This window comes from Niveibacterium sp. (assembly GCF_041909475.1).
Taxonomy (GTDB): domain Bacteria; phylum Pseudomonadota; class Gammaproteobacteria; order Burkholderiales; family Rhodocyclaceae; genus Niveibacterium.
Window position 1 is genome coordinate 1 of sequence record NZ_JAYRDJ010000044.1, and the last position, 23694, is coordinate 23694.

The window sequence follows — 23694 nt, forward strand, 5'->3', positions numbered from 1 at the left end:
CGGTAGAACTAGACCTATCCCCACGCCGGGTGGATCTGGTCGGCGAGAACTTTGACCTGGCGGTGCGCATGGGCGATTTGCCCGACGACGCGACGCTGGTCGCGCGCCGCCTGACCGATGTACGACCGGCCCTGTTCGCGTCGCCACGCTATCTGGCCGCGCACGGCACACCCACAGAGGCACCGGCGCTGTTGCAGCAGCGCGCAGTCCTGCTGCTGAGCCGCGACGGCGAACCTGCTAGCTGGTGCTTGCGTCGCGGCAGTGAGAGTTGGGAAGGCACCCCACCGGGGCGCCTGGTTGCCAACTCGATGGGGCTGATGATTGCCTTTGCGCTGCGCGATGCAGGTATCGCGCTTGTGCCACAGGACTTCGTCGCCGGACACGTCGCACGCGGCGAACTGGTGCGGGTGCTGCCCGACTGGGCTGCGCCAGCGGTTACCGCATGGGCCGTCATGCCAAGCCGGCGTTGGGTACCCGCCAAGACACGCGCGTTCGTAGAACGCCTGACGGAAACGCTGGCGCAGTGCGACCGCCGGCCAGTAGCCTGAGCACTGCGGCCTGAGCACGGCGCCTTGGCCAAAAAAACGCCCCGACGATGCGGGGCGTTTTTCACAGTACAGGGGGACCGGCTTACTTGACCGCCTTCAGAATCAGCACTTCCTGCGTGCCCATCTGAAGCTCCTGCACCGGCGCCTCACCCTTCTTCACTTTCTTCTGCACGATCTTGAGCTGGCCACCGGCCGGGAAGACCGGCTGCCACTTGCTCGCGTCGAACCCGGCCGGCAGATCGAGCTTGCCGTCGCGGTAGGCGTAGTTCAGCAGCACCAGCATGCGGGTGCCGTCGTACTCGCGCTCAAAGGCAAAGATCTGCTCGTCCTGCGCGGAAATCGGCTTGAAGCTGCCCACCGACAGCGCCGGTTCATGGTCGCGCAGGCCAATCAGGCCGCGGTACCAGTTCAGCAGCGAGGCAGGGTTGGCGTCTTCCGCGGCAACGTTGTTGGTCTTCCAGTTCTGTACCAGCGGGCGGAACGCCGAGTCGGACTCGGTGAAGCCGCCGAAGGGCTTGCTACCGTCCCAGGCCATCGGGCCGCGGATCTTCTGGTCATCGTGGTAGCTCTCGTCCGACAAGCCGAGGCCAATTTCCTCGCCGTAGTAGATGAACGGCATGCCCGGCAGCGTCAGCAAGGTGGCCGCAGCCATCTTGTAGCTCTTCACGTCGCCGTTGAACTGACGCCACGGACGCGCGCCGGCGAACCAGTCGTGGTTCGACAGGATCGTGCCCATGCGCGCCACCGGGAAGGTCTGCAGCGTGTAGAGCAAGTCCGGCATCACACGGCCCATCTTCACGCTGTGCACAATGTGCTTCTGCAGGCCGAAGGCGAAGGCGCTACCGCAGGAGTTTTCGCCGGCAAACGGCACAGGGTCACTCGGCGCCTCGCACACCATGTAGCGCTTGCCGTACTGATCCAGCAGCTGGCGAACCTTGTTCATCAGCACATGGTTTTCCGGCTGGTTGTCCCAGGCGATCGAGCCGTTTTCGTAGAGCACGCCAACCGCATCGAAGCGGAAGCCATCCACGCCGCGGTTGAGCCAGAAGCGCAGGTTGTTCATGTGGAAGTCGACCACCTCCTGCTTGCGCAGATTGAAGTCCGGCATGCCGGCATCGAAGGCGGCGTAGTAATACCAGTCGCCCATCTCGCGCCATGGGTCGCCGGAGAAGGTCGTCCAGCCTTCCGGATGCGGCTGCGCCCAGACATACCAGTCGCGATACGGCGACTTGACCTTGCCCGACGCATCGAACAGCTTGTGATCGGCCGAGCTGTGGTTCATCACGTAGTCAACGATGATGCCGATGCCGCGCTTGTGCGCTTCGGCAATCAACTCATCGAAATCGGCCAGCGTGCCGTAGTCCGGCTCGATCTCGCGGTAGTTCTCCACCGCGTAGCCATGGTCGTGATCGCTGCTGCGGAAGATCGGCATCAGCCAGATCCCGGTGATACCGACCGACTTGAGGTAGTCCAACCGGCTGGTGAGCCCCTTGAGGTCGCCAATGCCGTCGCCGTTGCTGTCCTGGTAAGCGCGCACCAGGATCTCGGTGAACACGCCCTTCTTGTACCAGTCGGGGGCGAGGCCGCTGTCTACCGGCGCAAACGGCACCGGGCCGACGTCGGAGAATCCATCGACCGTTGCGGGTACCGCCACGGCAGCGGGCGCCTTGGCCGCGGGGGCGGCGGGCGTTTCGGCACAAACCGGCCAGGCGGCCAGCCCGGCCAGGGCAAGGCAAGACGCCAGAATCCGTCGCTTCAGCTCACTTCGCATGCTGATCCACCTCTTATAAAAATTGTTTCGGCGCCCATAAGACGCAGTCGAAGATTTTAGGTTGCATTGCCACGGCCCCACCCAACCAATTTTGCTGTTTGCGACAAATTCAAAGTTGCGGCCGGCTCGGGCAGAATGGCGGGTCTTGCCCTCACGCCTCGCGCTGATTCCGCCCCATGGAACTGGATGTCCTGATCGTCGGTGCCGGCCTCGCCGGTGGTAGCCTCGCCTGTGCCCTGGCGGGCAGCCCGCTGCGCATCGGCATGCTCGAAGCGCGCCCACCGCGTCGCGCCGAGGGCTGGGATGCGCGGGTCTATGCCGTAAGCCCGGCCAACGTCGACTTCCTCACACGAATCCGTGTCTGGCCGCACCTGGACGCGAGCCGCATCAACCGAGTCGAAGCCATGCAGGTGTTCGGCGACCGCGGTGGCAAGGTGGAATTCTCCGCCTACGACGCCGGTCTCGATGCGCTGGCCTGGATACTGGAAGCCTCACCCCTCGCTGTCGAGCTGTGGGAGACGCTGCGCCGCCAGCCGAATCTGACGCTGCTGTGCCCGGCCCGGCCAAGCGCGCTGGATGTCGACGCCGACGCGGCAACCGTAACGCTCGACGACGGGCGGCGCATCCGCGCCCGTCTTGTGGTGGCCGCCGACGGCGCCGATTCGTGGGTGCGCGCCGCCGCAGCCCTGCCGGTGCGTACCACGCCCTACGGCGAGCTGGGCGTGGTTGCGAATTTCCGCTGCGAAGCGCCACACCACGACAGCGCGTTCCAGTGGTTCCGCGACGACGGCATACTGGCGTGGTTGCCGCTGCCTGAGAACCGAATGTCGATGGTGTGGTCCACCCCCGAAGCACACGCGCAGGAATTGCTGTCGCTGGCACCCGAGGCGTTCTGCGAAAAGGTGGCGGCGGCTGGCGACAACCGGCTCGGGAAGTTGGAACTCCTGACACCGCCGGCAGGTTTCCCGTTGCGGCTGATGCAGGTACCGCAGGTGGTGGCGCCGCGCGTCGCGCTGATCGGCGATGCCGCACATGCGATCCATCCGCTGTCCGGGCACGGCATCAACCTCGGCTTTCAGGACGCCCGCGTGCTGGCCGATCTGCTCAACGGGCTACCGGCACACCGGGATTGCGGTGAGCTGGGCACCCTGCGCCGCTATGCCCGGGCGCGCAACGAGGAAGTGCGGTTGATGCAGGGCGTGACCCACGCCCTCAACCGGCTCTTCCGCCCGCGTAACCCGCTGCTCGCCGCCTTGCGTAACCGCGGCATGCAGTTGACCAACCAACTGCCGGTCGTGCGCAGCGCCCTCGTGCGCTACGCGGCCGGCCTGATCTGACCTCCGGAGTTCTTGATGAAGCATCTCGTCGCCGCCACGGCGCTGTTCGCCACCCTGACTGCCCCCGCCTTTGGCGGCGAAGCGGAGATCCGCAAGGCGGTTAACGAATTCATCGGTCAGGAGGCGATCCAGTCCGTCACGCGCACGCCGTACGCAGGCCTGTACGAGGTGGTAATGGACTCGGGCGAACTGGTCTATACCGACGAGCAAGGCAGCTTCTTCATCGACGGCCAGCTGATTGACCTGAAACGCCGCACCAATGTCACTGCCGAGCGCCAAGCCGCACTCAACAAGGTGAATATCAACGAGCTGCCGCTCACGCAAGCGGTGAAGACCGTCCGCGGCAACGGCAAGCGCACGCTCGTCACCTTCGAAGACCCGAACTGCGGCTACTGCAAGCGCTTTGTCGCTGAGGCCCAGCAGCTCAAGGATGTGACGATCTACACTTTCCTCTACCCGATCCTGTCGCCGGACTCCGCCGAGAAGTCCAAGGCGATCTGGTGCAGCAAGGATCGCTCGGCGGCCTGGCAGGGCTGGATGATCGACGGCAAGGCAGCGAAGGCTGCCGACTGTGAAAACCCGATCGAGAAGAACGTCGCGCTAGGTCGCAAGCTGCGCATCAACGGCACGCCGACGATGTTCCTTGCCGACGGCTCACGCCTGGGTGGTTTCCTGCCGCGCGCCAAGCTCGAAGAGGCGATCGCGCAGGCCGAGAAGAGCAAGCCCGCCAAGGGCAAGTAATGCGGCGGGAGCAAACGCCCCTGCCCTCAAGATTTCCGTCCCCCTTCCGTAGTCGGATCATGGGCCCCGCCAGCGGCCCCGACGAGGATGTTCATGGGCAATACGCCCACGCCTGACATCACCAAGCCCGTACCGGCGGACCTTTCTCAAGTCCGCTGGTGGCGATCGTCCGGCATTCGCCTCACCCTGGCCAGCCTCGCCATCCTGCTCGCCTTCGCGCTCGCCCTCGGTTTCAACTCTAGCCGGCTGATCCGCGCCGCTCTCGATCGCGACTTGCGCCAGCAAACCGGGCAGATGTCGCGACTGATCAATCTGACGATCGCCCCTTACGCCGGAGAGGGGCGGCTTGAGTTATTGCAGGACTACCTGCGCGAGTTGCTGGCCGAGTCCGACAGCGAATCCGGCCTGAGCTACCTCGTCGTGCTCGGCCCCAAGGGCGAAGCCATCGTCACCGCTGGCCGTGTGCCATCCGGTGCGCTACCCGCCACAACCGACGACATCGCGCACGCGGTGCAGCAGGGCGTCATGCATGTACGCCAACCGATCCTGCTCGCCGCCAACGAGGTCGGTACGCTTCAGTACGGTCTTGGTGTGGGCGGTTTCAAGCAACTGGTGAACGGCCTGCTGCGCGATGGCCTGCTAATCCTGACCTTCAGCTTCATCCTTGCCGCGGCGTTTTTCGGCCTGACCGGCTTTCGCCTCTCGCGACGACTGGGGCGCCTGGTGCGCGCCGCGCAGGCCATCGCCGGTGGCGACTACAGCCGGCATGTGAATGAACATGGGCGTGACGAATACGCTCAACTGGCCGCGTCGTTCAACACGATGGCGGGTGCGATCGACGAGCGCATTGATGCGCTGGAACGCTCACAGCGCGAGGTGCGCGAGCTCAACGAGACACTGGAGCAGCGTGTCGCCCGCCGTACGCTGGAGCTGGCGGAACGCAACACCGAACTCTCCGAGACCATCGAAACCCTCAACCACACGCGCCAACGCCTCGTCCGCACCGAGAAGCTGGCCGGGCTCGGCAAAGTGGTGGTTGGCGTGGCGCATGAGCTGAACACGCCGATCGGCAACGCGAAGGTGTTGGCCTCGGCGCTGGAAGACCGCACCGGGCAGATGCGCACAGCCTTGGAGGGCGGCATCCGCCGCTCCGAATTGGCGGAATACCTGGAAGCCACGGAAGAAAGTGCGCGCCAGCTGGTCGGCAACCTTGAGCGTGCCGCCGCGCTGGTGGTGCGCTTCCGCGATACGGCCGCCGACCGGCGCGAAGGTGAGCGCCGCCGCTTCGATGTGGTCGAGCTATTGCAGGACTGCGCCGTGCTGGCACGCATCCGTGCCGAGCGGCAGGATGTACAAACCGAAGTGAAGGCCGCCGGGCCGATCGAAGTCGACAGCTACCCTGCGCTATGGGAGCGGATGCTGCTCAACTGCCTCGCGAACTGTTACCAGCACGCGTTTGCCAGTCGCGACGGTGGCAACATCGTGATCACCGCCGACGCCGATGCGTCGCGAATGACGATTCGTATCCGCGACGACGGTGTCGGGATCTCGGGCGACAACCTTGAACGGATCTTCGATCCCTTCTTCACCACTGCACTCGGGCAAGGTGGCAGCGGGCTCGGCCTGCACGCGGTCTACAACATCGTGACCGGCGTGCTCGACGGCGATGTGGCCGTCATCAGCGAACCCGGCCACGGTACTACGCTCACCATCGAACTCCCCCGCTCAACGCCGGAATGAGCGGTGCGCCAAGCGCGCACCGTAAGCCGTTCAGGCGATTCCGGCCGTCGCCTCGGCGCGATCGCGCTCAAGCGCGGCAATCAGTTCATCATCGCGACCGCGGTCTCGTTCCGGAATGCCATGGTGCAGCTGTGGCTGCGACAGGGCGTGATCGGAAGGCGAACGTTCATCGACCCGATGAACCATTTCACGATAGAAGAATGCTGCAGCGCCGAACGGCATGATGGACCGCCTTGAGGGCATATGCCCACGGTAGAAGATGGAGCCAGCCTATGCCTCGCGCTGCGCCCCGGCTCTGACCATGATCAAAGGCCCCGTCACGGTGCGTTGGCGCTCAGCTTGCACCAAATCGATACGCGGCCCCCGCGCTGCAAGCGCCGCTGAGCACCACTGACCGCGCAGGAGCGATGGCGACACAGGCGCCGCCATCCCGTCGGGCGTCTCAGCCGCGCCGCGTCTTGAAGTGATAGCACGCCCACAGCAAGGCGATCCAGCAAGGGATCGCCAGCACAGAAGCGCGCAACGGCGGAATCATGTACATGCCGACCAAGATCGCCAGCATGAAGGCAAGGCATAGGTAGTTGCCGAGCGGATGCCACAACGCCCTGAACGCCGGCGTCACGCCTTCGCGCTGTTTGGCCTTGCGGAACATCAGATGCGCCAGCGAGATCATTGCCCAGTTGATCACCAGCGCAGCAACCACCAGCGCCATCAGCAACTCCAGCGCCTTGGCCGGAATCACATAGTTCACCACCACGCACAGACCCGTCACCAGCGCCGACAACCCGATCGCGAGCATCGGCACGCCGCGGTCATCCACCTTCATCAGCGCGCGCGGGGCGTTGCCCTGGTCCGCGAGGCCGTACAGCATGCGGCTGTTGCAGTACACGCAGCTGTTGTAAACAGAAAGCGCGGCGGTCAGCACGACAAAGTTGAGGATGTTCGCCGCCACATCGCTGCCGAGCATCGAGAACACCATCACGAACGGGCTGCCGCCGTATTCGTCGCCGGCCTCCGCGTGCTGAGCCAGCGTTGCGACGAGGGTGTCCCACGGCGTCAGCGACAACAGCACGGCCAGCGCGCCGATGTAGAAGATCAGGATGCGGTAGAGCACCTGGTTGATCGCTTTGGGGATCGTCTTGCCCGGATCACTTGCTTCAGCGGCGGTGATGCCGACCAGCTCCAGGCCGCCAAACGAGAACATGATGATCGGCAGCATGATCGCCAGACCGCCCCAGCCGTTGGGGAAAAAGCCACCGCGCTCCCACAGGTTACGCACGGTGGCGTCCGGGCCGGCGTGGCCGGAGAGAAGCAGATAGCCGCCCAAGACGATCATTCCGATCACCGCGACCACCTTGATCAGCGCGAACCAGAACTCCGTCTCGCCGTAGGCTTTCACACTGGCGAGGTTCACCAGATTGATGACCACGAAGAAGGCGGCGGCCGTCGCCCACATCGGAATCCACGGCCACCAGTACTGCACGTACTTGCCCACCGCCGTCAGTTCCGACATGCCAACCAGGATGTACAGGACCCAGTAGTTCCAGCCGGACATGAAGCCCGGCAGATCACCCCAGTACTTGTAGGCAAAGTGGCTGAAGGAGCCAGCGACCGGCTCCTCGACAATCATCTCGCCAAGCTGACGCATGATCAGGAAGGCGATGAAGCCGCCAATGGCATAGCCGAGCAGCATCGAAGGGCCGGCAGACTTCATGACACCGGCAGAGCCGAGGAAGAGGCCCGTTCCGATCGCGCCACCGAGCGCGATCAGCTGGATATGGCGATTCTTCAAGCCGCGCTTGAGTTCGCCTTCATGGAGCGGATGGTGGTCCATACGGTTTCAGGTTGTGGCGGGGAAAGTGCAACCATCTCATATCTCACAGAACCAGGCCGCAGCGTTTGATCCGTCCCGGCTTACCCCGCAAATTGACGCGACGCGACGAGCCGCCGCAACGGCGACCGACCCGCGCCCGACAAAAACAAAAGACCCACGGCTTGCCGTGGGTCTTTTGTTGATGCTGCTGCGCGGCCGGGCCCACACAAGGGCCAGCGTCGCGTTACGCCCCGCCAATTACCACAGGGTTTCACGCTCAGCAGTTGCGGAGATCTTGTGGATGGACAAGTCTGCACCGTTGAATTCTTCTTCCGCATCGAGGCGGATTCCAACGACGAGCTTGAGCAGGCCATACACCGCCGCGCCGCCAACCAGCGCAACAACGATCCCGCCCAGCGTACCGAACACCTGTACCGGCAGGCTGACGCCACCAAGCCCGCCAAGCGCCTTGCTGCCAAAGATGCCGGCTGCGATGCCACCCCAGGCGCCGCAAAGTCCGTGCAGCGGCCACACGCCGAGCACATCGTCGATCTTCCAGCGGTTTTGCGTCAGCGTGAACATCCACACGAACAAGCCGCCAGCAATCGCGCCGACGAACAACGCTCCGATCGGGTGCATCAGGTCGGAACCCGCACACACGGCGACGAGACCCGCGAGCGGCCCGTTGTGCACAAAGCCCGGGTCGTTGCGTCCGGCGGCCAGCGCGGCGAGCGTGCCGCCGACCATCGCCATCAGCGAATTCACTGCAACAAGGCCCGAGATCTTGTCCATGCTCTGCGCGCTCATCACGTTGAAGCCGAACCAGCCGACCACAAGGATCCAGGCGCCGAGCGCGAGAAAGGGAATGTTTGAGGGCGGATGTGCGGCAACGGCGCCATCCTTGTTGTAGCGCCCGCGACGGGCGCCGAGCATCAAAACCGCCGCGAGGCCGATCCAGCCGCCCACGGCATGCACCACAACGCTGCCGGCAAAGTCATGGAATTGCACACCAAAGCCCGCTTCAAACCACTTCTGCACGCCGAAGTTGCCGTTCCACATGATCCCTTCGAAGAAGGGGTACACGAAACTGACGATGAGGAAGGTCGCGCCAAGCTGCGGCAGGAAGCGCGCACGTTCCGCAATGCCGCCCGACACAATGGCTGGAATCGCCGCCGCGAAGGTCAGCAGGAAGAAGAACTTCACCAGGTCGTAGCCGCCGCGCTGCACGAAGGTTTCGGCGCCCGTGAAGAAGTGGATGCCGTAGGCGACGCCGTAGCCGATGAAGAAATACGCGATCGTGGATACCGCGAAATCGGTGAGGATCTTGACCAGCGCGTTGACCTGGTTCTTCTTGCGCACGGTGCCGAGTTCGAGAAACGCGAAACCGGCGTGCATCGCCAACACCATGATGGCGCCCAGCAGAACGAACAGCACGTCGCTGGATGTCTTGAGTTGCTCCATGAGGGGCTCCATAACGAGATGGCGCACCAACAAGCAACAACCGCACCAATATGGAGTTTTCTATAAAATCAACAACTTGAACGCCATTCAGGAGCAAAAAACGAAGCGCCGCGCATTACACCGGTGCATGAGGCCGGATTCTGCACCGGCGCCGTGCATTGGTCGCTGCTTACGCACGAATCAGGTGCCGGGTTTCGCCCCGGGCGGCGTCTGCCCCTTGGGCCACAGCACCCACATCTGGCCACGGCTGCGCATCTTGCCGGCCTGAGCGCCCGCCTCGGCACCAAAACCCCAGTAGAAATCGGCGCGCACGCCGCCCTTGATCGCGCCGCCGGTGTCCTGCGCCACGACAAGACGTTGCATCGGCTTGTCGGTGCCGGGCAGCGTCGTCGCCAGGAACACCGGAGCACCAAGCGGCACGCTGCGTGGGTCCACTGCAATCGAACGTCCCGCCGTCAACGGCAAGCCTTGCGCGCCATTCGGGCCGTCACCATTCGCGGGCTGCTCGCGGAAGAACACGAAACTTGGATTCGCGTTGAGCATTTCATCGAGCCGCGCCGGATTGCTGCGCGCCCAGTTGCGGATACCTTCCATGCCGGCCTGCTCGATCTTCAACTCGCCCTTGTCGATCAGCCAACGACCGATCGACTGATACGGATGGCCATTCTGGTCGGCATAAGCAATGCGAACCCGGCTGCCGTCCGTCAATTGCACCTGACCAGATCCCTGCACCTGCAGGAAGAAGAAATCGATCGGATCAGCCGCCCACAGCAAGACCTTGTCGCCCAGTTTGTCGGGGCGCGCATCGATCTGGGCGCGCGAGTAATACGGCACGACCTTGCGGCCTTCCAGGCGCCCACGCAGGCGCATGTTCTTCAACTCGGGGTAGAGCTCGCCCATGTCGATGATCAGCAGATCGTCCGGCACGGCGTAGACCGGCGTGTCGTACTGCTTGCTGCGGGTACGGCTGCCGCGGATCAGCGGTTCGTAGTAGCCAGTGATCAGTCCCTCGCCGCTGCCGTCCGCGTTCACCACGCGCCACGGCTGCCACTCGCGCTCGGCGAAGGCCCGTACAGCCGCTGCACTCGGTTTGTCGCCCAGTTCACGGGCGGCCTGACAACTGGCCTGCCAGACCGGTGCTTTCATCGCACGACAGGACGAAAGCATCGCGCCCCAGGCCTGCGAGACATCGTCGGTACCCCAGCCGTTCACGTCAGCCCAGCTCGCCGGTTGAAGCGGTTCAACCTTGGGTTTCTCCGGCGGTTTCTCGGGCACCGTCGGGCAAACCGGACACACCGGGCACTCGGCGGTAGCGGGGGCTGTCTCCGGCACCGTTGCACAGGCGGACAACAGGGCTAGCAACAAGGGCGTGGCAGCACGCAGCACTGGGCGGATACGAAGCATCGTTCGGCTAAACTTGTGAGTTCGTGGCGCGGGCCAGTATAACCGTCGCCCCCTTCCTCTCACGCGCGGGGCCATGAGGCATGTGGGTCATTTTTCTTGAGGCGGGCGTCGCGCTCGCACTGCTGCTGATCATCGTGTGGGCCACCTGGCCGAAGAAGGACCCCGCGCGCATCGAAAACAAGAACCCCGGAGAGACGCCAAGCGATGGCCAACCTTGAGCACCTGATCACACGCGCCGAGGCCCTGCTCGAACGACTCGAAACTGTGCTGCCGCCGAACGCGCCGGCGCCGGACTGGAGCGCGCCAGCCCACCGCTGGCGCAGCCGCAACGGTCGCGGCTGGCTGGAGCCGGTGCACCACCCGCACCGCATCCGGCTCGCCGACCTGCAAGACATTGAAGACCAGAAAGCCCGCTGCGATGCCAACACGCGCCAGTTCGTGCGTGGCGGTCGCGCCAACAATGTGTTGCTGACCGGCGCACGCGGCACCGGCAAGAGCTCGCTGGTGAAGGCGATGCTCGCTGAATACGCCACCGCCGGTCTGCGCCTGATCGAAGTCGACAAGAGCGATCTGCTGCACTTGCCCGAAATCGTTGATCTGGTCGCCGGGCGCCACGAGCGCTTCATCGTGTTCTGCGACGACCTCTCGTTCGAAGATTCCGAGCCGGGTTACAAGGCGCTCAAGAGCGTGCTCGACGGCAGCCTGTCCGCGCCGCCGGACAACCTGCTGATCTACGCCACCAGTAACCGGCGCCACCTGATGCCGGAGTATTTCGCCGAGAACCTGCAGACGCACAAGGTGGGTGACGAGCTGCACCCTGGCGAGGCCGTCGAGGAAAAGATCTCGTTGTCCGAGCGCTTCGGGCTGTGGATTTCCTTCTACCCCTTCGGCCAGAACGAATACCTGTCGGTGGTGTATCACTGGCTGCGCGCCTTTGGCGTGGCCGACGCCCAGATCGCCAGCGAGGCGCTCCGCACCGAGGCCCTGCAGTGGGCGCTGATGCGCGGCTCGCGCAGCGGCCGTGTCGCCTGGCAGTTCGCACGCGACGTCGCCGGTCGCGCAGCCCCCTGAGTCACAGAGAGCACAACATCCGATGATCGACACACTCTTCCCCAATGGGCCCTGGCATTACCTCGCCGGCGGCCTGCTGATCGGCAGCGCGATCGGCGCGCTCTATCTGTTCGCCGGGCTCATAGGCGGGCTGTCGACCTTCTTCAGCGCAAGCCTCTCCTGGGTCTCGCGCTTGCCGGCCCTGCGCCAGCCCAAGTTGCTGGAAAGCCGCGACTGGCGGCTCGCGTATGCCGCCGGTCTGGTGCTTGGCGGTGTGCTGTTCGCAGTCAGCCCTGGCCATTTCGGCGCCAGCACGCGGGTGCCGCCACTGGCGCTGCTGGCGGGCGGCGTGCTGATCGGCTTCGGCGCACGACTCAGTGATGGCTGTACGGCTGGCCACGGCATCTGCGGCCTGGCATCGCTGCGCTGGCCTTCGCTGGTCGCTGTCATTACCTTTCTGAGCAGCGCAATCATCACCGCGCAGCTCGTTGCCCATTTCGGGTTGCTGCCATGAGCCGCCTGCTGATTGCCTTGGTCTGCGGTGCGGTGTTCGGTTTCGGGCTCTCGCTCGCGACGATGACGCAACCGGAAGTCGTTCTGGCCTTCCTGCGCTTTACCGATTTCGGCCTGCTGCTGGTACTCGGCGGCGCAGTCATCGTGGCGCTGATCGCCTATCAGATCGGGCCACGCCTGCTGCCGCGCCCGATTGCGGGCCGCTTTTTCGAGAAGCGCCAGACGCCGTTCTCGCGCCGCATGGTGATCGGCGCCGCCATTTTCGGCGCCGGTTGGGGCCTGTGCGGCGTATGCCCCGGCCCCGCGATCGCCGGCCTCGGGCTTGGCAATCTCGATCTGCTATGGGCGCTCGGCGGGATCTTCATTGGCGCCTGGCTGCAGGCGCGGTTCTTCGGGAGCAGCGATGCGCAAACGCGTTGAAGTGGCCGCCGCGGTCATCACACGGCCTGATGGCAGTTTCCTGCTCGGCCAGCGTGCGCCGGACACCTTTTATGCCGGCTACTGGGAGTTCCCGGGCGGCAAGGTCGAACCGGGCGAAACCGCCCACGCCGCGTTGATTCGCGAATTGCAGGAGGAGCTTGGCATCACGGTACACCGCGCGAACCCGTGGATCACGCGCGAGCACCTGTACGAGCACGCGCATGTGCGGCTGCATTTCTTCGAGGTCTGCGACTGGTCCGGCACGCCGAACGACCATGTGCACTCGGCGCTCGAATGGCAACAGGCCGATGCACTCAGCGTCTCGCCGATGCTGCCGGCGAACGGCCCGATCCTCAAATCGCTGTGCCTGCCGCGCACGATGGGTGTAACGCACGCAGCCGAGATCGGCATTGATGCTCAGCTCGCGGCGCTGGATGCCGCACTTGGCGCCGGCTTGCGGCTGCTACAGATCCGCGACGTAACACTTGCCGCAGACGCACGTGCGCAGCTTGCCCGTGAAGCGGTGGCGCGCTGCCATGCGCACGGCGCCATCGCATTGGTGAATGGCGACCCTGCGCTGACCGTCGCCGTCGGCGCTAACGGGCTGCATCTGCGCGCCTCGCAACTTGCCGAGCTTTCAAGCCGCCCGGACTTCGAGTGGGTCGGCGCTTCCTGCCACACACGCGCCGATCTGGAAGCCGTGGCCCGGCTCGAACTCGACTACGCCCTGCTTGGCCCGGTTCTGCCGACCGCCACACACCCCGGTGCCAGTGGCATCGGCTGGGGCGCCTTCCACATGCTGACACGCGACCTGCCGATGCCGGTATTTGCGATCGGAGGTTTGATTCCCGCCGACACGGATGCCGCGCGTGGCTACGGCGCCCACGGCATCGCCGCGATCCGCAGCGTGTGGCACCGCAGCGCCCCATGAAGCGGCGCTACACCGACAAGGTGGTGGTGATCACCGGAGCGTCGGACGGCATCGGCGCGGAACTCGCACGCCAGCTCGCCTCGCAGCGGCCCAAACTGGTGCTCGCGGCGCGCAACGCCGACAAGCTCGCAGCAGTCGGCAAGCAGTGCAGTGCGCTCGGCGCGCTGGTCCTGTGCGTGCCGACTGACGTGGGCGTCGAAGCCGATTGCGCCGCGCTCGCACGCAAGGCCGTCGAACGCTTCGGTGGGATCGATGTGCTGGTGGCCAACGCGGGCGTATCCGGCCATGCGATGTTCAGCGAAGTCAGCGACTTCGGCTGGTACGACGACATGATGCGCGTGAACCACTTCGGCACGCTGTGGTGCGTGCGCCATGCACTACCGCACCTCGTCGCACAGCACGGGCAGATCGTCGGCGTATCGAGCCTCGCCGGCCTCTTCGGTGTACCGGGCCGCACCGCCTACTGCGCCAGCAAGTTCGCGATGAGCGGCTTCCTTGAAGCGCTGCGGATCGAAGTGGCGCCGCAGGGGGTCGGTGTCACGATCGCCTACCCCGGCGTGGTAGCCACCGAAATCCGCTACCGCGGCTACGGTGCGGACGGCAAACCGGCTGGCAAGAGCGGGCTCGATGAAGGCCGCGCGATGCCGGTGGAAACCTGCGCAAACCTCATCCTGCGCGCGATGACGCGGCGCAGCCGCGAATGCGTGATGACCGGCCAGGGCAAGCTTGGCCGCTGGCTGAGATTGCTGCTGCCGGACCTGGTCGACGCGCTGGCCCGCCGCAAACTCGCCCGAAGCAGCACGCATCACTGAGAAGCGCTAACGGCAAACGCCAGCGGTGCCCCGGCGCCGGCGAGGCGCCGCCGCTCGTTCCGTGCAGCTCGCGCTGCGGGCAGCCGCGACAACGCCAGCGGCGCTGCTACGGCGCCGCGTCAGCTGCGCGGATCGGCGCCGGGCGGCAGATCGTCCGCAAGCGGTTCCTGGCCCGCGACGCGGTACTTCTCGTCGGCCCAGGCGCCTAGGTCGATCAACTTGCAGCGCTCGGAACAGAACGGCCGCCAGCGGTTCTCGGGCGCCCACAGCACCGGCTGGCTGCAGGTCGGGCATTTGACGGTGCGTGGGGTCGGGCTGCTCATGCGTGTTGCCAATCGGAATGAAAGATGCCGGCACGATCGGTACGCTCGTAGGTGTGCGCCCCGAAGAAATCGCGCTGCGCCTGGATCAGGTTGGCTGGCAGGCGCGCCGAGCGATAGCTGTCGAAGTACGCCACCGCGGAAGCGAAGGTCGGCACCGGCACGCCGGCGCGCACCGCGTGGCACACCACATCGCGCAGGGCGGCCTGGTAGTCCGCGGCAATACCGGCGAAATACGGGTCGAGCAGCAGGTTCGCCAGCGCCGGATTGGCCTGATAGGCGTCGGTAATCCGCTGCAGGAAGCGCGCACGGATGATGCAACCGGCGCGGAAAATCTTCGCGATCTCACCGTACTGCAGATTCCAACCGTGCTCGTCCGACGCAGCGCGCAACTGTGCGAAGCCCTGCGCGTACGAGATGATCTTTGACAGGTACAACGCGCGGCGCACCGCCTCGACGAACGCCGCGCGGTCGCCCTCGAAAGGCGTCGTCGCGGGGCCAGCGAGTACCGCGCTCGCAGCGACGCGCTGATCCTTCAAGGCCGAAATGCAGCGCGCAAATACCGATTCGGTAATCAGCGGCAGCGCAACGCCCAGATCCAGCGCGGACTGCGAGGTCCACTTGCCGGTGCCCTTCTGGCCAGCCTTGTCGAGAATCGCGTCGACCAGGTAACCGCCGGTCTCCGCATCGCGTTTGCGGAACACCTGCGCGGTGATCTCGATCAGGAAACTGTCCAGCTCGCCCGTATTCCAGTCAGCGAACGTGTCCGCCAGTTCGTCGTTCGACAAGCCGGCGACGCCCTTCAGCAGCGCGTAGGCCTCCGCGATCAGCTGCATGTCGCCGTACTCGATGCCGTTGTGCACCATCTTCACATAGTGGCCGGCGCCATCCGGGCCGATGTAGGTCACGCAGGGCTCACCGTCGGGCGCGCGAGCGGCGATCTCGCGCAGAATTGGCGCCGCCAGCTCATACGCATCGCGCTGCCCGCCGGGCATGATCGACGGCCCCTTCAGCGCGCCCTCCTCGCCACCGGAGACGCCCATGCCGATGAAGTTGATGCCGGTCGTCGCCAGTTCACGGTTGCGCCGGATCGTGTCGGTAAACAGCGTGTTGCCGCCATCCATCAGGATGTCGCCCGGCGCCAACAGCGGCCGCAGCGCGGCAATCGTGGCATCGGTCGCGTCGCCCGCTTTCACCATGATCAGGATGCGGCGCGGGGTTTCCAGCGCAGCGACGAATGCCTCCAGCGACTGCGTCGGCACCAGCTTGCGCCCCGGGTTCTCACGCACCACCTCTTCGGTCTTGTCGAACGAACGGTTGTAGAGCGCCACCGTATAGCCGCGGCTTTCGATATTGAGCGCGAGGTTGCGGCCCATCACGGCCATGCCGATGACGCCGATCTGTGGCTTCGTCATGATCAGAACTCCAGTCAGGGGAAGGAACGGGCGTGGCCCGACCAGGCTCGGTTAGGCGGCGGTTGCGCCGCGATACCGGCTCTTTTGGAATGCGCGAGTTTAAGGGATTCGAGCGACGTGGCGTGCCGGAGGTTCCGGCGCAGCCATCAGAGATTACAGAAGGTCAGTTCGAATTCGACATCAGATTCGGCTTGCCGCGTGCGAGCGACGCTGGCCGCACCGACGAAGCGCACGTTCAGCGCGTATTTGTTGGCGCTGATCTCGGGCACAAAGGATTCGTCCTGAGCAAGCCGGATACGCAGCATCTGCGCGCTGCGCCCGCCCATCATCATCTGGAACTGGCCGCGGTGTGCGACCAGATTGTCGGGCCGCCCACTGGCGCGCAGCAGGCGCAGCACGATCGCGAGCCCTTCGCGGATCGGCGTCATCGGCCCGATCCAGCCACGCAGATCCGCCTGCCGGGCTTCGGTGCTGCGATGCAGCCAGTAGTGATAGGAAGGCAGATCGAACTCACACACGCCGCCGGGAATCGCCGCGCGGCTGCGAATGTTCATCAGCCACTCGTTCTCACGCAGGTACTGGCCGATCTTGCCCGCCATCGCGAGCAGCGCAGCGCTGGCCTGTTCGATTTCGTAGAGCGCGCCAGACAGCGCCTCTTCCGAAATATCCGGGTTATGGCGGAAGGACACGAGGATCTGGCGCTGGCGCTCAAGTTCCTGCACCAGATCGACCTTGAGGTCGGCACGGCTGGCAACATCGAGAATCTCGAAAACGCTGACCAGCGCGGTGTGGTGTTCGTACGGCCCGTCCGACAACGTGAAGTGAAGCGCCTTGTCGAACAGGTCCTCAAGCCGCAGCAGTGTGCGAATGCGCTCGTTCAGCGGATATTCGTAGGTGATCACTGCGCGATTCCGGCGTCCGTTTGTCGTTGTGTAAAACGCGAAACTTGAGAAAGTGCTTTAAATCATAGCAGGGAATTTGTCACGAAAGCCGCGCCGGTATTGAGGTTTCAGCACGATAGCGGCGATCAAGCGCATCGACTTGACGATGCAGTGCAGCAATGTCACCGCTGTTGTCGATCAGATCGTCGGCAATTGCACACCGCGCGGCGCGCGAGGCTTGGGTTGCCATGATCGCTTCGACCTGTTCGCGGCTCAGGCGGCTGCGCTGCATGACGCGCTCCACCTGCACGGATTCCGGCACATCGACGACGGCAATCCGATCGCAACGCGCACGGTAACTGCCCGACTCCACCAACAAAGGGACCACCAGCACCACGTAAGGCGCGGTGCTCGCGGCGGCCACTTCGGCATCGCTGCGCGTGCGGATCATCGGGTGAAGAATGCCCTCAAGGCGCTGACGGATCGACGCATCGCTGAACACCAGCGCGCGCATCGCCGCGCGGTCGAGCGCGCCATCGGCGCTGATCAGCTGCGCGCCGAAGCTTTGCTGCAGCGCAGGAATCGCGTCGCCGCCCGGCGCAGTCAGCTGGTGCGCGATGAGGTCCGTGTCGACAATCGCCGCGCCCAATGCAGCGAAGCGCTCGGCCGCGGCACTCTTGCCACTGCCGATGCCGCCAGTCAATCCTACGACGAGGGGGCGCGACAACACGTCAATCAGCGCGCCGGCGTGCAATTCGCGCGCGGCGCATTGGGGACGCGCGACGAGGTATCGCTGGAGAAGCCGGCGAGTTGATCCGCAGGACCGGTGACTTCCAGCTTGATGCTGGTCGCATCGCGCGCTTCGATCCTTGCGCTGCGCACGCCCTTGGTCTTCAACACCTCAAGCGCCCGATTGGCGGACTCCTCACTCTTGTAGAGGCCGAGCGAGATCGCGTTCTGATTGGCCCCCGGGTCTTTGACAATGAAGTAGTCATTCACGCCCAGCGTCCGGAGCTCCTCGCCCTTCTTCTCGGCTGCGGCGCGATCGGTCTGCGGCGGTAGGTGCACCCACCACGAACTCGAACCGGTCACGGTCTGTTCCTTGGCAGTGAATTTGAGGCCCTTCGCGCGCAAGGCGATTGCATCCGCTTGCGCCTTGCTGAGACCACCCCAGCTCACGCACGAGAGCGGCAGCGGCTTGTTCGCCCGCGCCTCGACCGGCGCAGACTCGGTCGCTTGCGCCACTTCACTCGCTGCTGCGACCGGTTCGCTGGCCGCGGCGGGCACATCGGCGACGGCGTGCTCGACGACCGGTGAGTCGTCGCCATGGCCAACGATCTTGAGCTTCTCGGGATGCAGCTGGCTCGACAGGCGATCGGGCTCGCCACCCGGCGCCGCTGAAAAACCGGTCATGTTCATCAGCGCGAGCAAGGCGTTCGCACCGAGCAGCAGATAAAGGAAGAACGTTTTCATGGTGGGCGATTATCGCAGGAAGGAAGTGCCGCCGCCGCGCTCAAACGTCGAACACGAATTGCGGGTCCGGCTGCCGCCCAGTCATCGCGGCAGCAATCCGTTCGGCCGCCGAGATCCCGCGCGCATGCGCCTCTTCGCAAACCGAAAATCCGCTGACATCAGCGTGTGCGAACTGCAGGTTCGATGTGCCACGGGCGAACCAATGCCGTGCGGGATCGCCAAGAAAACCCGGCAACGGGCGCGCCATCGCGTGTCCGTGGCGGACGCAGTCGATGCTTGCAACATGGTCGACAAGCTCGGGGTACGCAGGCTCAAGTTCGCGCAGGGCCATCGCCGCCCAGAATTCCCGTGGCTGGCTCAACAGCTCGCGCCGCAAAACCTTGCTCGGCGCGCCTTGTAACGCGTGGTACCAGGTCCAAACGCTTGGCGCCTGTGCAGCCGACAGACGCTGATGGGTCGCGACGACGTAGCCCAGCGAGCGCGAACCGTAGATGACGTTGTCCCACGCGCGTTGCGCGCCCGGGCGTTCCGGCGGTGAACTGTGCAACGAGATCTGGGCCATCACCCACGGCGCGTAATCGATGGCCGCAGCGTAATTCCGGGCAGCATCCGGCAAGCCCTCGATGACGCGAGGCGCGATAAACAAGGGCGCCGCCCATATCAGCGCTTTAGAGCGAACGCGACAGATACGACCACTCACCGCGTCTTCAATCCAGCTCTGATAGCCGGCGCCTACTCGCTCGACGCGCCGCACGACGCTCGCGCAACGAATGCGCTCGACGCCTATGCGCGTGACCAGCGCTTCGGCGATCCAGCCGTTGCCCTCCGGTGCCGTCAGCACAACATCGCTTGAGGCGCCCTCTGCCTCACCATCCCGTGCGGCAAAGTAATGCAGGCCAGCCCAGGCCGACACGAACGCCGCCGGCGTGCCGAAGTCGTCCCTGCATGCATAGTCCACGTACCAATGGAGTGGCTCGCAGTCGAACCCTTGCGTGCGCAACCACGTCGCAAAGCTGATGCGATCGAGCGCTAGCGCCTCGTCATCGAGCCGACTCATCGCCATGGGCAATGCGAATGCTTTCCCCCCTTGGCCACGCTTTCGAAACCGCGCGATGAGCTCGAAGAACGCCTGCATCTGTGCACGCTCGCGAGCGCTCAAGCCGGCCTCCGGGATCACCCCGTCCTGCCACTGGCCAAAACGGAACAGCCGCTCTTGCGGTGCCGCGACCAACAGTCGCTCAGCGTAGCGCGGCCTCGGCGAATCGGGATTCCCCTCAAGCGCCCCCAGTTCGGCAAGTAACCATCGCAGGGTGACGCATTCACGCGTGGGCAGCGGGAGATAGTGCGCGCCAAGCGGAAAGCGCGAAATCGCGTTTCCGCCACCTCGGGCGTTCCCACCCGCAGCGGGCTGCATCTCGGCGACAAGAAAATCCGTTCGGCCACGCCGCGCCAGCCACCACGCAGCGGTCAGCCCACCCACGCCGCCACCGGCAATCAAGGTTTCAGTGTCGACCGCTTCATCGAAGCGATCGAACGACACGCCCGTCTGTAGCCTGTGACCGACCTCGGGTTTTGGCCCGAGCCATATCCCGGGAGGCTCCGCTGCACGGCGCCCACCAGGCGAGCACGCCAACAAAGGCATGGCGCCGGCTATAGCGATCAGCGAACGTCTATCCATCAACTCTCCGACGCGCCGGTCTCACGCCAAGAGGGCGCGACGAACCGATAAAAAAGGCCGGAGATCGCTCTCCGGCCTTTTGCACAGTCTGCTACTCGCGCAGCAACGCCGTGGAGATCAAGCCTCCGACGGGGTCACCACTTCGGCCGTTTCCGGACGATCAACCAGTTCGACCAGCGCCAGCGGTGCATTGTCGCCGACACGGAAGCCACACTTCAGAATACGAAGATAGCCGCCGTTACGGTTTGCAAAGCGCGGACCGAGGTCATCAAAAACCTTCACAACCATCTCGCGGTCGCGCAGGCGGTCAAAAGCGAGACGGCGGTTCGCCAGGCTCGGCTTCTTGCCCAGGGTGATGATCGGCTCTACCACGCGGCGAAGTTCCTTCGCCTTCGGCAGGGTCGTCTGGATAACCTCGTGACGCAGCAGCGCGTTCGACAGGTTGCGCAACAGGGCCTGACGATGGGCGCTGGTGCGGTTCAGCTTGCGAAGACCGTTACGGTGACGCATTTTCGTATTCCTCTTTCAGTCTGGCCTGACAGCGATCAACCGAGCTTTTCGAGCCCGGCCGGCGGCCAGTTTTCCAGCTTCATACCAAGGGTCAGGCCGCGCGAAGCGAGCACTTCCTTGATCTCGTTAAGTGACTTGCGGCCAAGGTTCGGCGTCTTCAGCAGCTCCGTTTCCGTACGCTGGATCAGATCACCGATGTAGTAGATGTTCTCGGCCTTCAGGCAGTTCGCGGAACGCACCGTCAGCTCAAGATCATCCACCGGACGCAGCAGCAGCGGGTCAACCGTCGTCTTCTGCACCGGTGCTTCGGTCGCAGTAACCGTCGGGCCGAGGTCAGTAAACGCCTCGAGCTGATCGCGCAGCACGCCAGCCGCAAAGCGGACGGCCTCTTGCGGATCCACCGCGCCGTTGGTCTCGATGTCCATCACCAGACGGTCAAGGTCGGTACGCTGTTCGACACGCGCAGCTTCAACCTGGTAGCTGACGCGGCGCACCGGGCTGAACGAAGCGTCCAGCAGGATACGGCCGATCACCTTAGCGTCCGCGTGGGCGGGGCGCATGTTGCCAGGCACGTAACCACGACCTTGCTCAACCTTCAGGTGCATCTCCAGCTTGCCGCCGGGTGCCAAGTGAGCAATCACGTGATCCGGGTTGATGATCTCGACGTCATGAGTCGTCTCGATATCACGCGCGGTCACGACGCCTTCGCCGTTCTTGGAGAGCTTCAGCGAGGCCTCGGTGCGATTGTGCAGCTTGAACACAATACCCTTGAGGTTCAGCAGGATGTCGACGACATCTTCCCGAACGCCATCAAGCGTGGAGTACTCGTGAAGCACGTTCTCGATCTGCACTTCCGTCGGCGCATAACCCGGCAACGACGACAGCAGGATGCGTCGCAGCGCGTTGCCCAGGGTATGACCGAACCCGCGCTCGAACGGCTCCATCACGACCACGGCATGCACCGGGGAGACGTTTTGGACGTCGATGATGCGCGGCTTCAGAAGAGTGTTGCTTTGCATGGGCAATCCTTCGTGTGGGGGCGCGCCCGAGGGCGCGCCGTGCCATTAACGCGAGTACAGTTCGACGACCAGGCCTTCATTGATCGAGGACGACAATTCCGCGCGCTGCGGGTAGGCCTTGAACGTGCCCTTGCCTTCCTTGATATTGACCTCAAGCCACTCGGGGAAACCGCGCTGCTCGGCGGCCTCGAGGGCGGCCTTCACGCGCAGGTGACCACGGGTCTTGTCTGCCAGCGAAACCACATCACCCGGACGCAGCGAGTACGACGGGATGTTCACGCGCTTGCCATTGACCAGCACGCCGTTGTGACGGACCACTTGGCGAGCCTCAGCACGCGAAGCGCCGAAACCCATGCGGTACGCCACGGCGTCCAGACGGCCTTCCAGCAGCTGGAGCAGGTTTTCGCCGGTTTGACCCTTGCGACGGTCCGCTTCGGAGTAGACGCGGCGGAACTGACGTTCCAGCACGCCGTAGATCCGGCGGATTTTTTGCTTTTCACGCAGTTGCACACCATAGCCGGACAGACGCTGTCCGGACTTCTGGCCGTGCTGACCCGGCGCGTAGGCGCGGCGCTCGATCGCGCACTTATCGGTGAAGCACTTCTCCCCTTTCAGGAAGAGCTTCTCGCCTTCGCGGCGGCACTGGCGACACTTGGCATCTAGATTGCGAGCCACGTTTGAACTCCTTTAAATGCGACGCTTTTTCGGCGGACGGCAGCCGTTATGCGGAATCGGCGTGATATCGGTGATCGAGGTCACCTTGATGCCGAGCGCATTCAGCGCGCGCACCGACGACTCACGACCCGGGCCGGGGCCGGTAATGCGGACTTCAAGATTCTTGATCCCGCACTCGACCGCTACCTTGCCGGCCTGGTCAGCCGCAACTTGCGCAGCAAACGGAGTGCTCTTGCGGGAGCCCTTGAAGCCTGCGCCACCGGCGGTCGCCCACGACAGAGCATTGCCCTGACGGTCGGTGATCGTGATGATCGTGTTGTTGAAAGACGCGTGGACGTGGGCAATACCCTCAGCCACGTTCTTTTTGACTTTTTTGCGAACCTTCGCAGCGGTCTTAGCCATTACTTAGCCCCTGATTATTTCTTGCCGGCGATCGGCTTGCGCGGACCCTTGCGGGTACGGGCGTTGGTACGGGTGCGCTGACCCCGGAGCGGCAGACCGCGACGATGACGAACGCCGCGATAGCAGCCCAAGTCCATCAGACGCTTGATGTTCATCGTCACTTCGCGACGCAGGTCGCCTTCGACGGTGAACTTGCCGACCTCGTCGCGAAGCCGATCCATCTCGGCTTCGGTCAGATCCTTGACCTTGGTCGTGCGTGCCACGCCCGCGGCGTCACAGATCTTCTGTGCGCGGGTGCGACCGATACCGAAAATCGACGTCAGTGCGATTTCCGAATGCTTGTGGTTCGGGATGTTAACCCCAGCGATACGGGCCATGCTGTTACCCCAAATACGCTAAACGTGTTGTACCGAAAGCGCGGGGCATTAGCCCTGGCGCTGCTTGTGACGCGGATCTTCGCAGATCACACGCACGACACCTTTGCGACGGATGACCTTGCACTTCCGACAAATCGGCTTGACCGAAGCCTGAACTCTCATGTTTCGCTCCTAATTTCCAAAACTATTTGGCCCGGAAGACGATGCGACCTTTGGTCAGATCGTAGGGCGTAAGTTGTACCGTGACCCTGTCGCCCGGGAGAATGCGGATGTAATGCATCCGCATCTTTCCGGAGATATGGCCCAACACGACGTGCCCGTTTTCGAGCTTTACCTTGAACGTCGCGTTCGGCAAGGTCTCGACGACCTCGCCCAACATCTCAATGACGTCTTCCTTGCTCAT

At 64.3% G+C, this 23694-nt stretch carries 28 protein-coding genes; 10 read left to right on the forward strand and 18 right to left on the reverse strand.

All coding sequences use genetic code 11. From position 1 onward, the window contains the following. Window positions 1-548: substrate binding domain-containing protein (locus tag ACE3P0_RS19255; RefSeq protein WP_374404412.1), on the forward strand; the 548-nt coding region annotated here is incomplete at its 5' end. An 82-nt stretch (window positions 549-630) separates the two neighbouring features. Here the strand turns inward: ACE3P0_RS19255 and ACE3P0_RS19260 are convergent. Continuing rightward, window positions 631-2319, reverse strand: coding sequence for an alpha-amylase family glycosyl hydrolase (locus ACE3P0_RS19260; protein WP_374404413.1), 1689 nt, complete (start codon window positions 2317-2319; stop codon window positions 631-633). A gap of 176 nt (window positions 2320-2495) precedes the next feature. On the opposite strand from ACE3P0_RS19260, the gene ACE3P0_RS19265 reads away from it, so the two are divergent. The 3 genes from ACE3P0_RS19265 (at window position 2496) to ACE3P0_RS19275 (ending at window position 6137) form a co-directional block, all read left to right on the forward strand. Then, on the forward strand, window positions 2496-3656 hold the full coding sequence (locus ACE3P0_RS19265) for a UbiH/UbiF family hydroxylase (protein ID WP_374404414.1): 1161 nt from the start codon (window positions 2496-2498) through the stop codon (window positions 3654-3656). Between the two features lie 15 nt (window positions 3657-3671). Next, the gene (locus tag ACE3P0_RS19270) at window positions 3672-4397 is read left to right on the forward strand and encodes a DsbC family protein (RefSeq protein ID WP_374404415.1); all 726 of its coding nucleotides are present in this window, start codon (window positions 3672-3674) and stop codon (window positions 4395-4397) included. A gap of 93 nt (window positions 4398-4490) precedes the next feature. Then, window positions 4491-6137, forward strand: coding sequence for a sensor histidine kinase (locus ACE3P0_RS19275; RefSeq protein WP_374404416.1), 1647 nt, complete (start codon window positions 4491-4493; stop codon window positions 6135-6137). 30 nt (window positions 6138-6167) lie between these two features. On the opposite strand, the gene ACE3P0_RS19280 is transcribed toward ACE3P0_RS19275, so the two are convergent. From ACE3P0_RS19280 to ACE3P0_RS19295, 4 genes are all read right to left on the reverse strand, one after another. After that, window positions 6168-6359, reverse strand: coding sequence for a hypothetical protein (locus ACE3P0_RS19280; protein ID WP_374404417.1), 192 nt, complete (start codon window positions 6357-6359; stop codon window positions 6168-6170). 220 nt (window positions 6360-6579) lie between these two features. Next, the gene (locus ACE3P0_RS19285) at window positions 6580-7971 is read right to left on the reverse strand and encodes an amino acid permease (protein ID WP_374404418.1); all 1392 of its coding nucleotides are present in this window, start codon (window positions 7969-7971) and stop codon (window positions 6580-6582) included. Window positions 7972-8208: 237 nt separating this feature from the next. Then, complete coding sequence (locus ACE3P0_RS19290) at window positions 8209-9411, reverse strand: ammonium transporter (protein ID WP_374404419.1); 1203 nt, start codon at window positions 9409-9411, stop codon at window positions 8209-8211. A gap of 180 nt (window positions 9412-9591) precedes the next feature. After that, window positions 9592-10815, reverse strand: coding sequence for a murein transglycosylase A (locus ACE3P0_RS19295; protein WP_374404420.1), 1224 nt, complete (start codon window positions 10813-10815; stop codon window positions 9592-9594). 80 nt (window positions 10816-10895) lie between these two features. Here ACE3P0_RS19295 and ACE3P0_RS19300 point away from each other — a divergent pair, with 80 nt between their 5' ends. From ACE3P0_RS19300 to ACE3P0_RS19325, 6 genes are read left to right on the forward strand one after another with little or no spacing between them, the layout of a single operon-like run. Then, the gene (locus ACE3P0_RS19300) at window positions 10896-11033 is read left to right on the forward strand and encodes a hypothetical protein (protein ID WP_374404421.1); all 138 of its coding nucleotides are present in this window, start codon (window positions 10896-10898) and stop codon (window positions 11031-11033) included. Next, entirely contained in the window at window positions 11020-11886 is an 867-nt protein-coding gene (locus ACE3P0_RS19305) for an ATP-binding protein (RefSeq protein WP_374404422.1), read from the forward strand. Before ACE3P0_RS19300 ends, ACE3P0_RS19305 begins: the two co-directional genes overlap by 14 nt. After that, window positions 11837-12379 carry a YeeE/YedE family protein gene (locus ACE3P0_RS19310; RefSeq protein ID WP_374404423.1) on the forward strand — a complete coding sequence of 181 codons (543 nt, stop codon included), beginning with the start codon at window positions 11837-11839 and terminating at the stop codon, window positions 12377-12379. Before ACE3P0_RS19305 ends, ACE3P0_RS19310 begins: the two co-directional genes overlap by 50 nt. Further along, window positions 12376-12798: a DUF6691 family protein gene (locus tag ACE3P0_RS19315; RefSeq protein ID WP_374404424.1), complete on the forward strand. Its 423-nt coding sequence runs from the start codon at window positions 12376-12378 to the stop codon at window positions 12796-12798. The genes ACE3P0_RS19310 and ACE3P0_RS19315 overlap by 4 nt, the downstream gene beginning before the upstream one ends. Beyond that, window positions 12782-13729: a Nudix family hydrolase gene (locus ACE3P0_RS19320; RefSeq protein ID WP_374404426.1), complete on the forward strand. Its 948-nt coding sequence runs from the start codon at window positions 12782-12784 to the stop codon at window positions 13727-13729. The genes ACE3P0_RS19315 and ACE3P0_RS19320 overlap by 17 nt, the downstream gene beginning before the upstream one ends. Then, entirely contained in the window at window positions 13726-14541 is an 816-nt protein-coding gene (locus ACE3P0_RS19325; protein WP_374404427.1) for an SDR family oxidoreductase, read from the forward strand. The genes ACE3P0_RS19320 and ACE3P0_RS19325 overlap by 4 nt, the downstream gene beginning before the upstream one ends. A 119-nt stretch (window positions 14542-14660) precedes the next feature. Here ACE3P0_RS19325 and ACE3P0_RS19330 read toward each other — a convergent pair whose 3' ends face one another. From ACE3P0_RS19330 to infA, 13 genes are all read right to left on the reverse strand, one after another. After that, window positions 14661-14864, reverse strand: coding sequence for a DNA gyrase inhibitor YacG (locus tag ACE3P0_RS19330; protein WP_374404429.1), 204 nt, complete (start codon window positions 14862-14864; stop codon window positions 14661-14663). Continuing rightward, window positions 14861-16276: an NADP-dependent phosphogluconate dehydrogenase gene (gene gndA, locus ACE3P0_RS19335; RefSeq protein WP_374404430.1), complete on the reverse strand. Its 1416-nt coding sequence runs from the start codon at window positions 16274-16276 to the stop codon at window positions 14861-14863. The genes ACE3P0_RS19330 and gndA overlap by 4 nt, the downstream gene beginning before the upstream one ends. Window positions 16277-16422: 146 nt before the next feature. After that, entirely contained in the window at window positions 16423-17178 is a 756-nt protein-coding gene (zapD, locus tag ACE3P0_RS19340) for a cell division protein ZapD (RefSeq protein ID WP_374404432.1), read from the reverse strand. Between the two features lie 79 nt (window positions 17179-17257). Then, window positions 17258-17887, reverse strand: a complete 630-nt coding sequence (gene coaE / locus ACE3P0_RS19345; RefSeq protein WP_374404433.1) for a dephospho-CoA kinase — start codon at window positions 17885-17887, stop codon at window positions 17258-17260. Between the two features lie 5 nt (window positions 17888-17892). Then, entirely contained in the window at window positions 17893-18630 is a 738-nt protein-coding gene (locus ACE3P0_RS19350; RefSeq protein ID WP_374404434.1) for an SPOR domain-containing protein, read from the reverse strand. A 40-nt stretch (window positions 18631-18670) separates the two neighbouring features. Beyond that, window positions 18671-20170: an NAD(P)-binding protein gene (locus ACE3P0_RS19355; RefSeq protein ID WP_374404435.1), complete on the reverse strand. Its 1500-nt coding sequence runs from the start codon at window positions 20168-20170 to the stop codon at window positions 18671-18673. 255 nt (window positions 20171-20425) lie between these two features. Then, a complete protein-coding gene (gene rplQ / locus ACE3P0_RS19360; protein ID WP_172204978.1) occupies window positions 20426-20818 on the reverse strand; it encodes a 50S ribosomal protein L17 in 393 nt (130 codons plus the stop codon). A 35-nt stretch (window positions 20819-20853) separates the two neighbouring features. Continuing rightward, complete coding sequence (locus ACE3P0_RS19365) at window positions 20854-21837, reverse strand: DNA-directed RNA polymerase subunit alpha (RefSeq protein WP_172204981.1); 984 nt, start codon at window positions 21835-21837, stop codon at window positions 20854-20856. 45 nt (window positions 21838-21882) lie between these two features. After that, the gene (gene rpsD, locus ACE3P0_RS19370; RefSeq protein WP_172204984.1) at window positions 21883-22512 is read right to left on the reverse strand and encodes a 30S ribosomal protein S4; all 630 of its coding nucleotides are present in this window, start codon (window positions 22510-22512) and stop codon (window positions 21883-21885) included. Window positions 22513-22524: 12 nt separating this feature from the next. Beyond that, complete coding sequence (rpsK, locus tag ACE3P0_RS19375; protein ID WP_172204988.1) at window positions 22525-22914, reverse strand: 30S ribosomal protein S11; 390 nt, start codon at window positions 22912-22914, stop codon at window positions 22525-22527. Window positions 22915-22928: 14 nt separating this feature from the next. After that, window positions 22929-23291: a 30S ribosomal protein S13 gene (gene rpsM, locus ACE3P0_RS19380; protein ID WP_172204991.1), complete on the reverse strand. Its 363-nt coding sequence runs from the start codon at window positions 23289-23291 to the stop codon at window positions 22929-22931. Between the two features lie 48 nt (window positions 23292-23339). Then, entirely contained in the window at window positions 23340-23453 is a 114-nt protein-coding gene (rpmJ, locus tag ACE3P0_RS19385) for a 50S ribosomal protein L36 (protein ID WP_172204994.1), read from the reverse strand. A gap of 22 nt (window positions 23454-23475) precedes the next feature. Beyond that, window positions 23476-23694, reverse strand: coding sequence for a translation initiation factor IF-1 (infA, locus tag ACE3P0_RS19390; protein WP_172204996.1), 219 nt, complete (start codon window positions 23692-23694; stop codon window positions 23476-23478).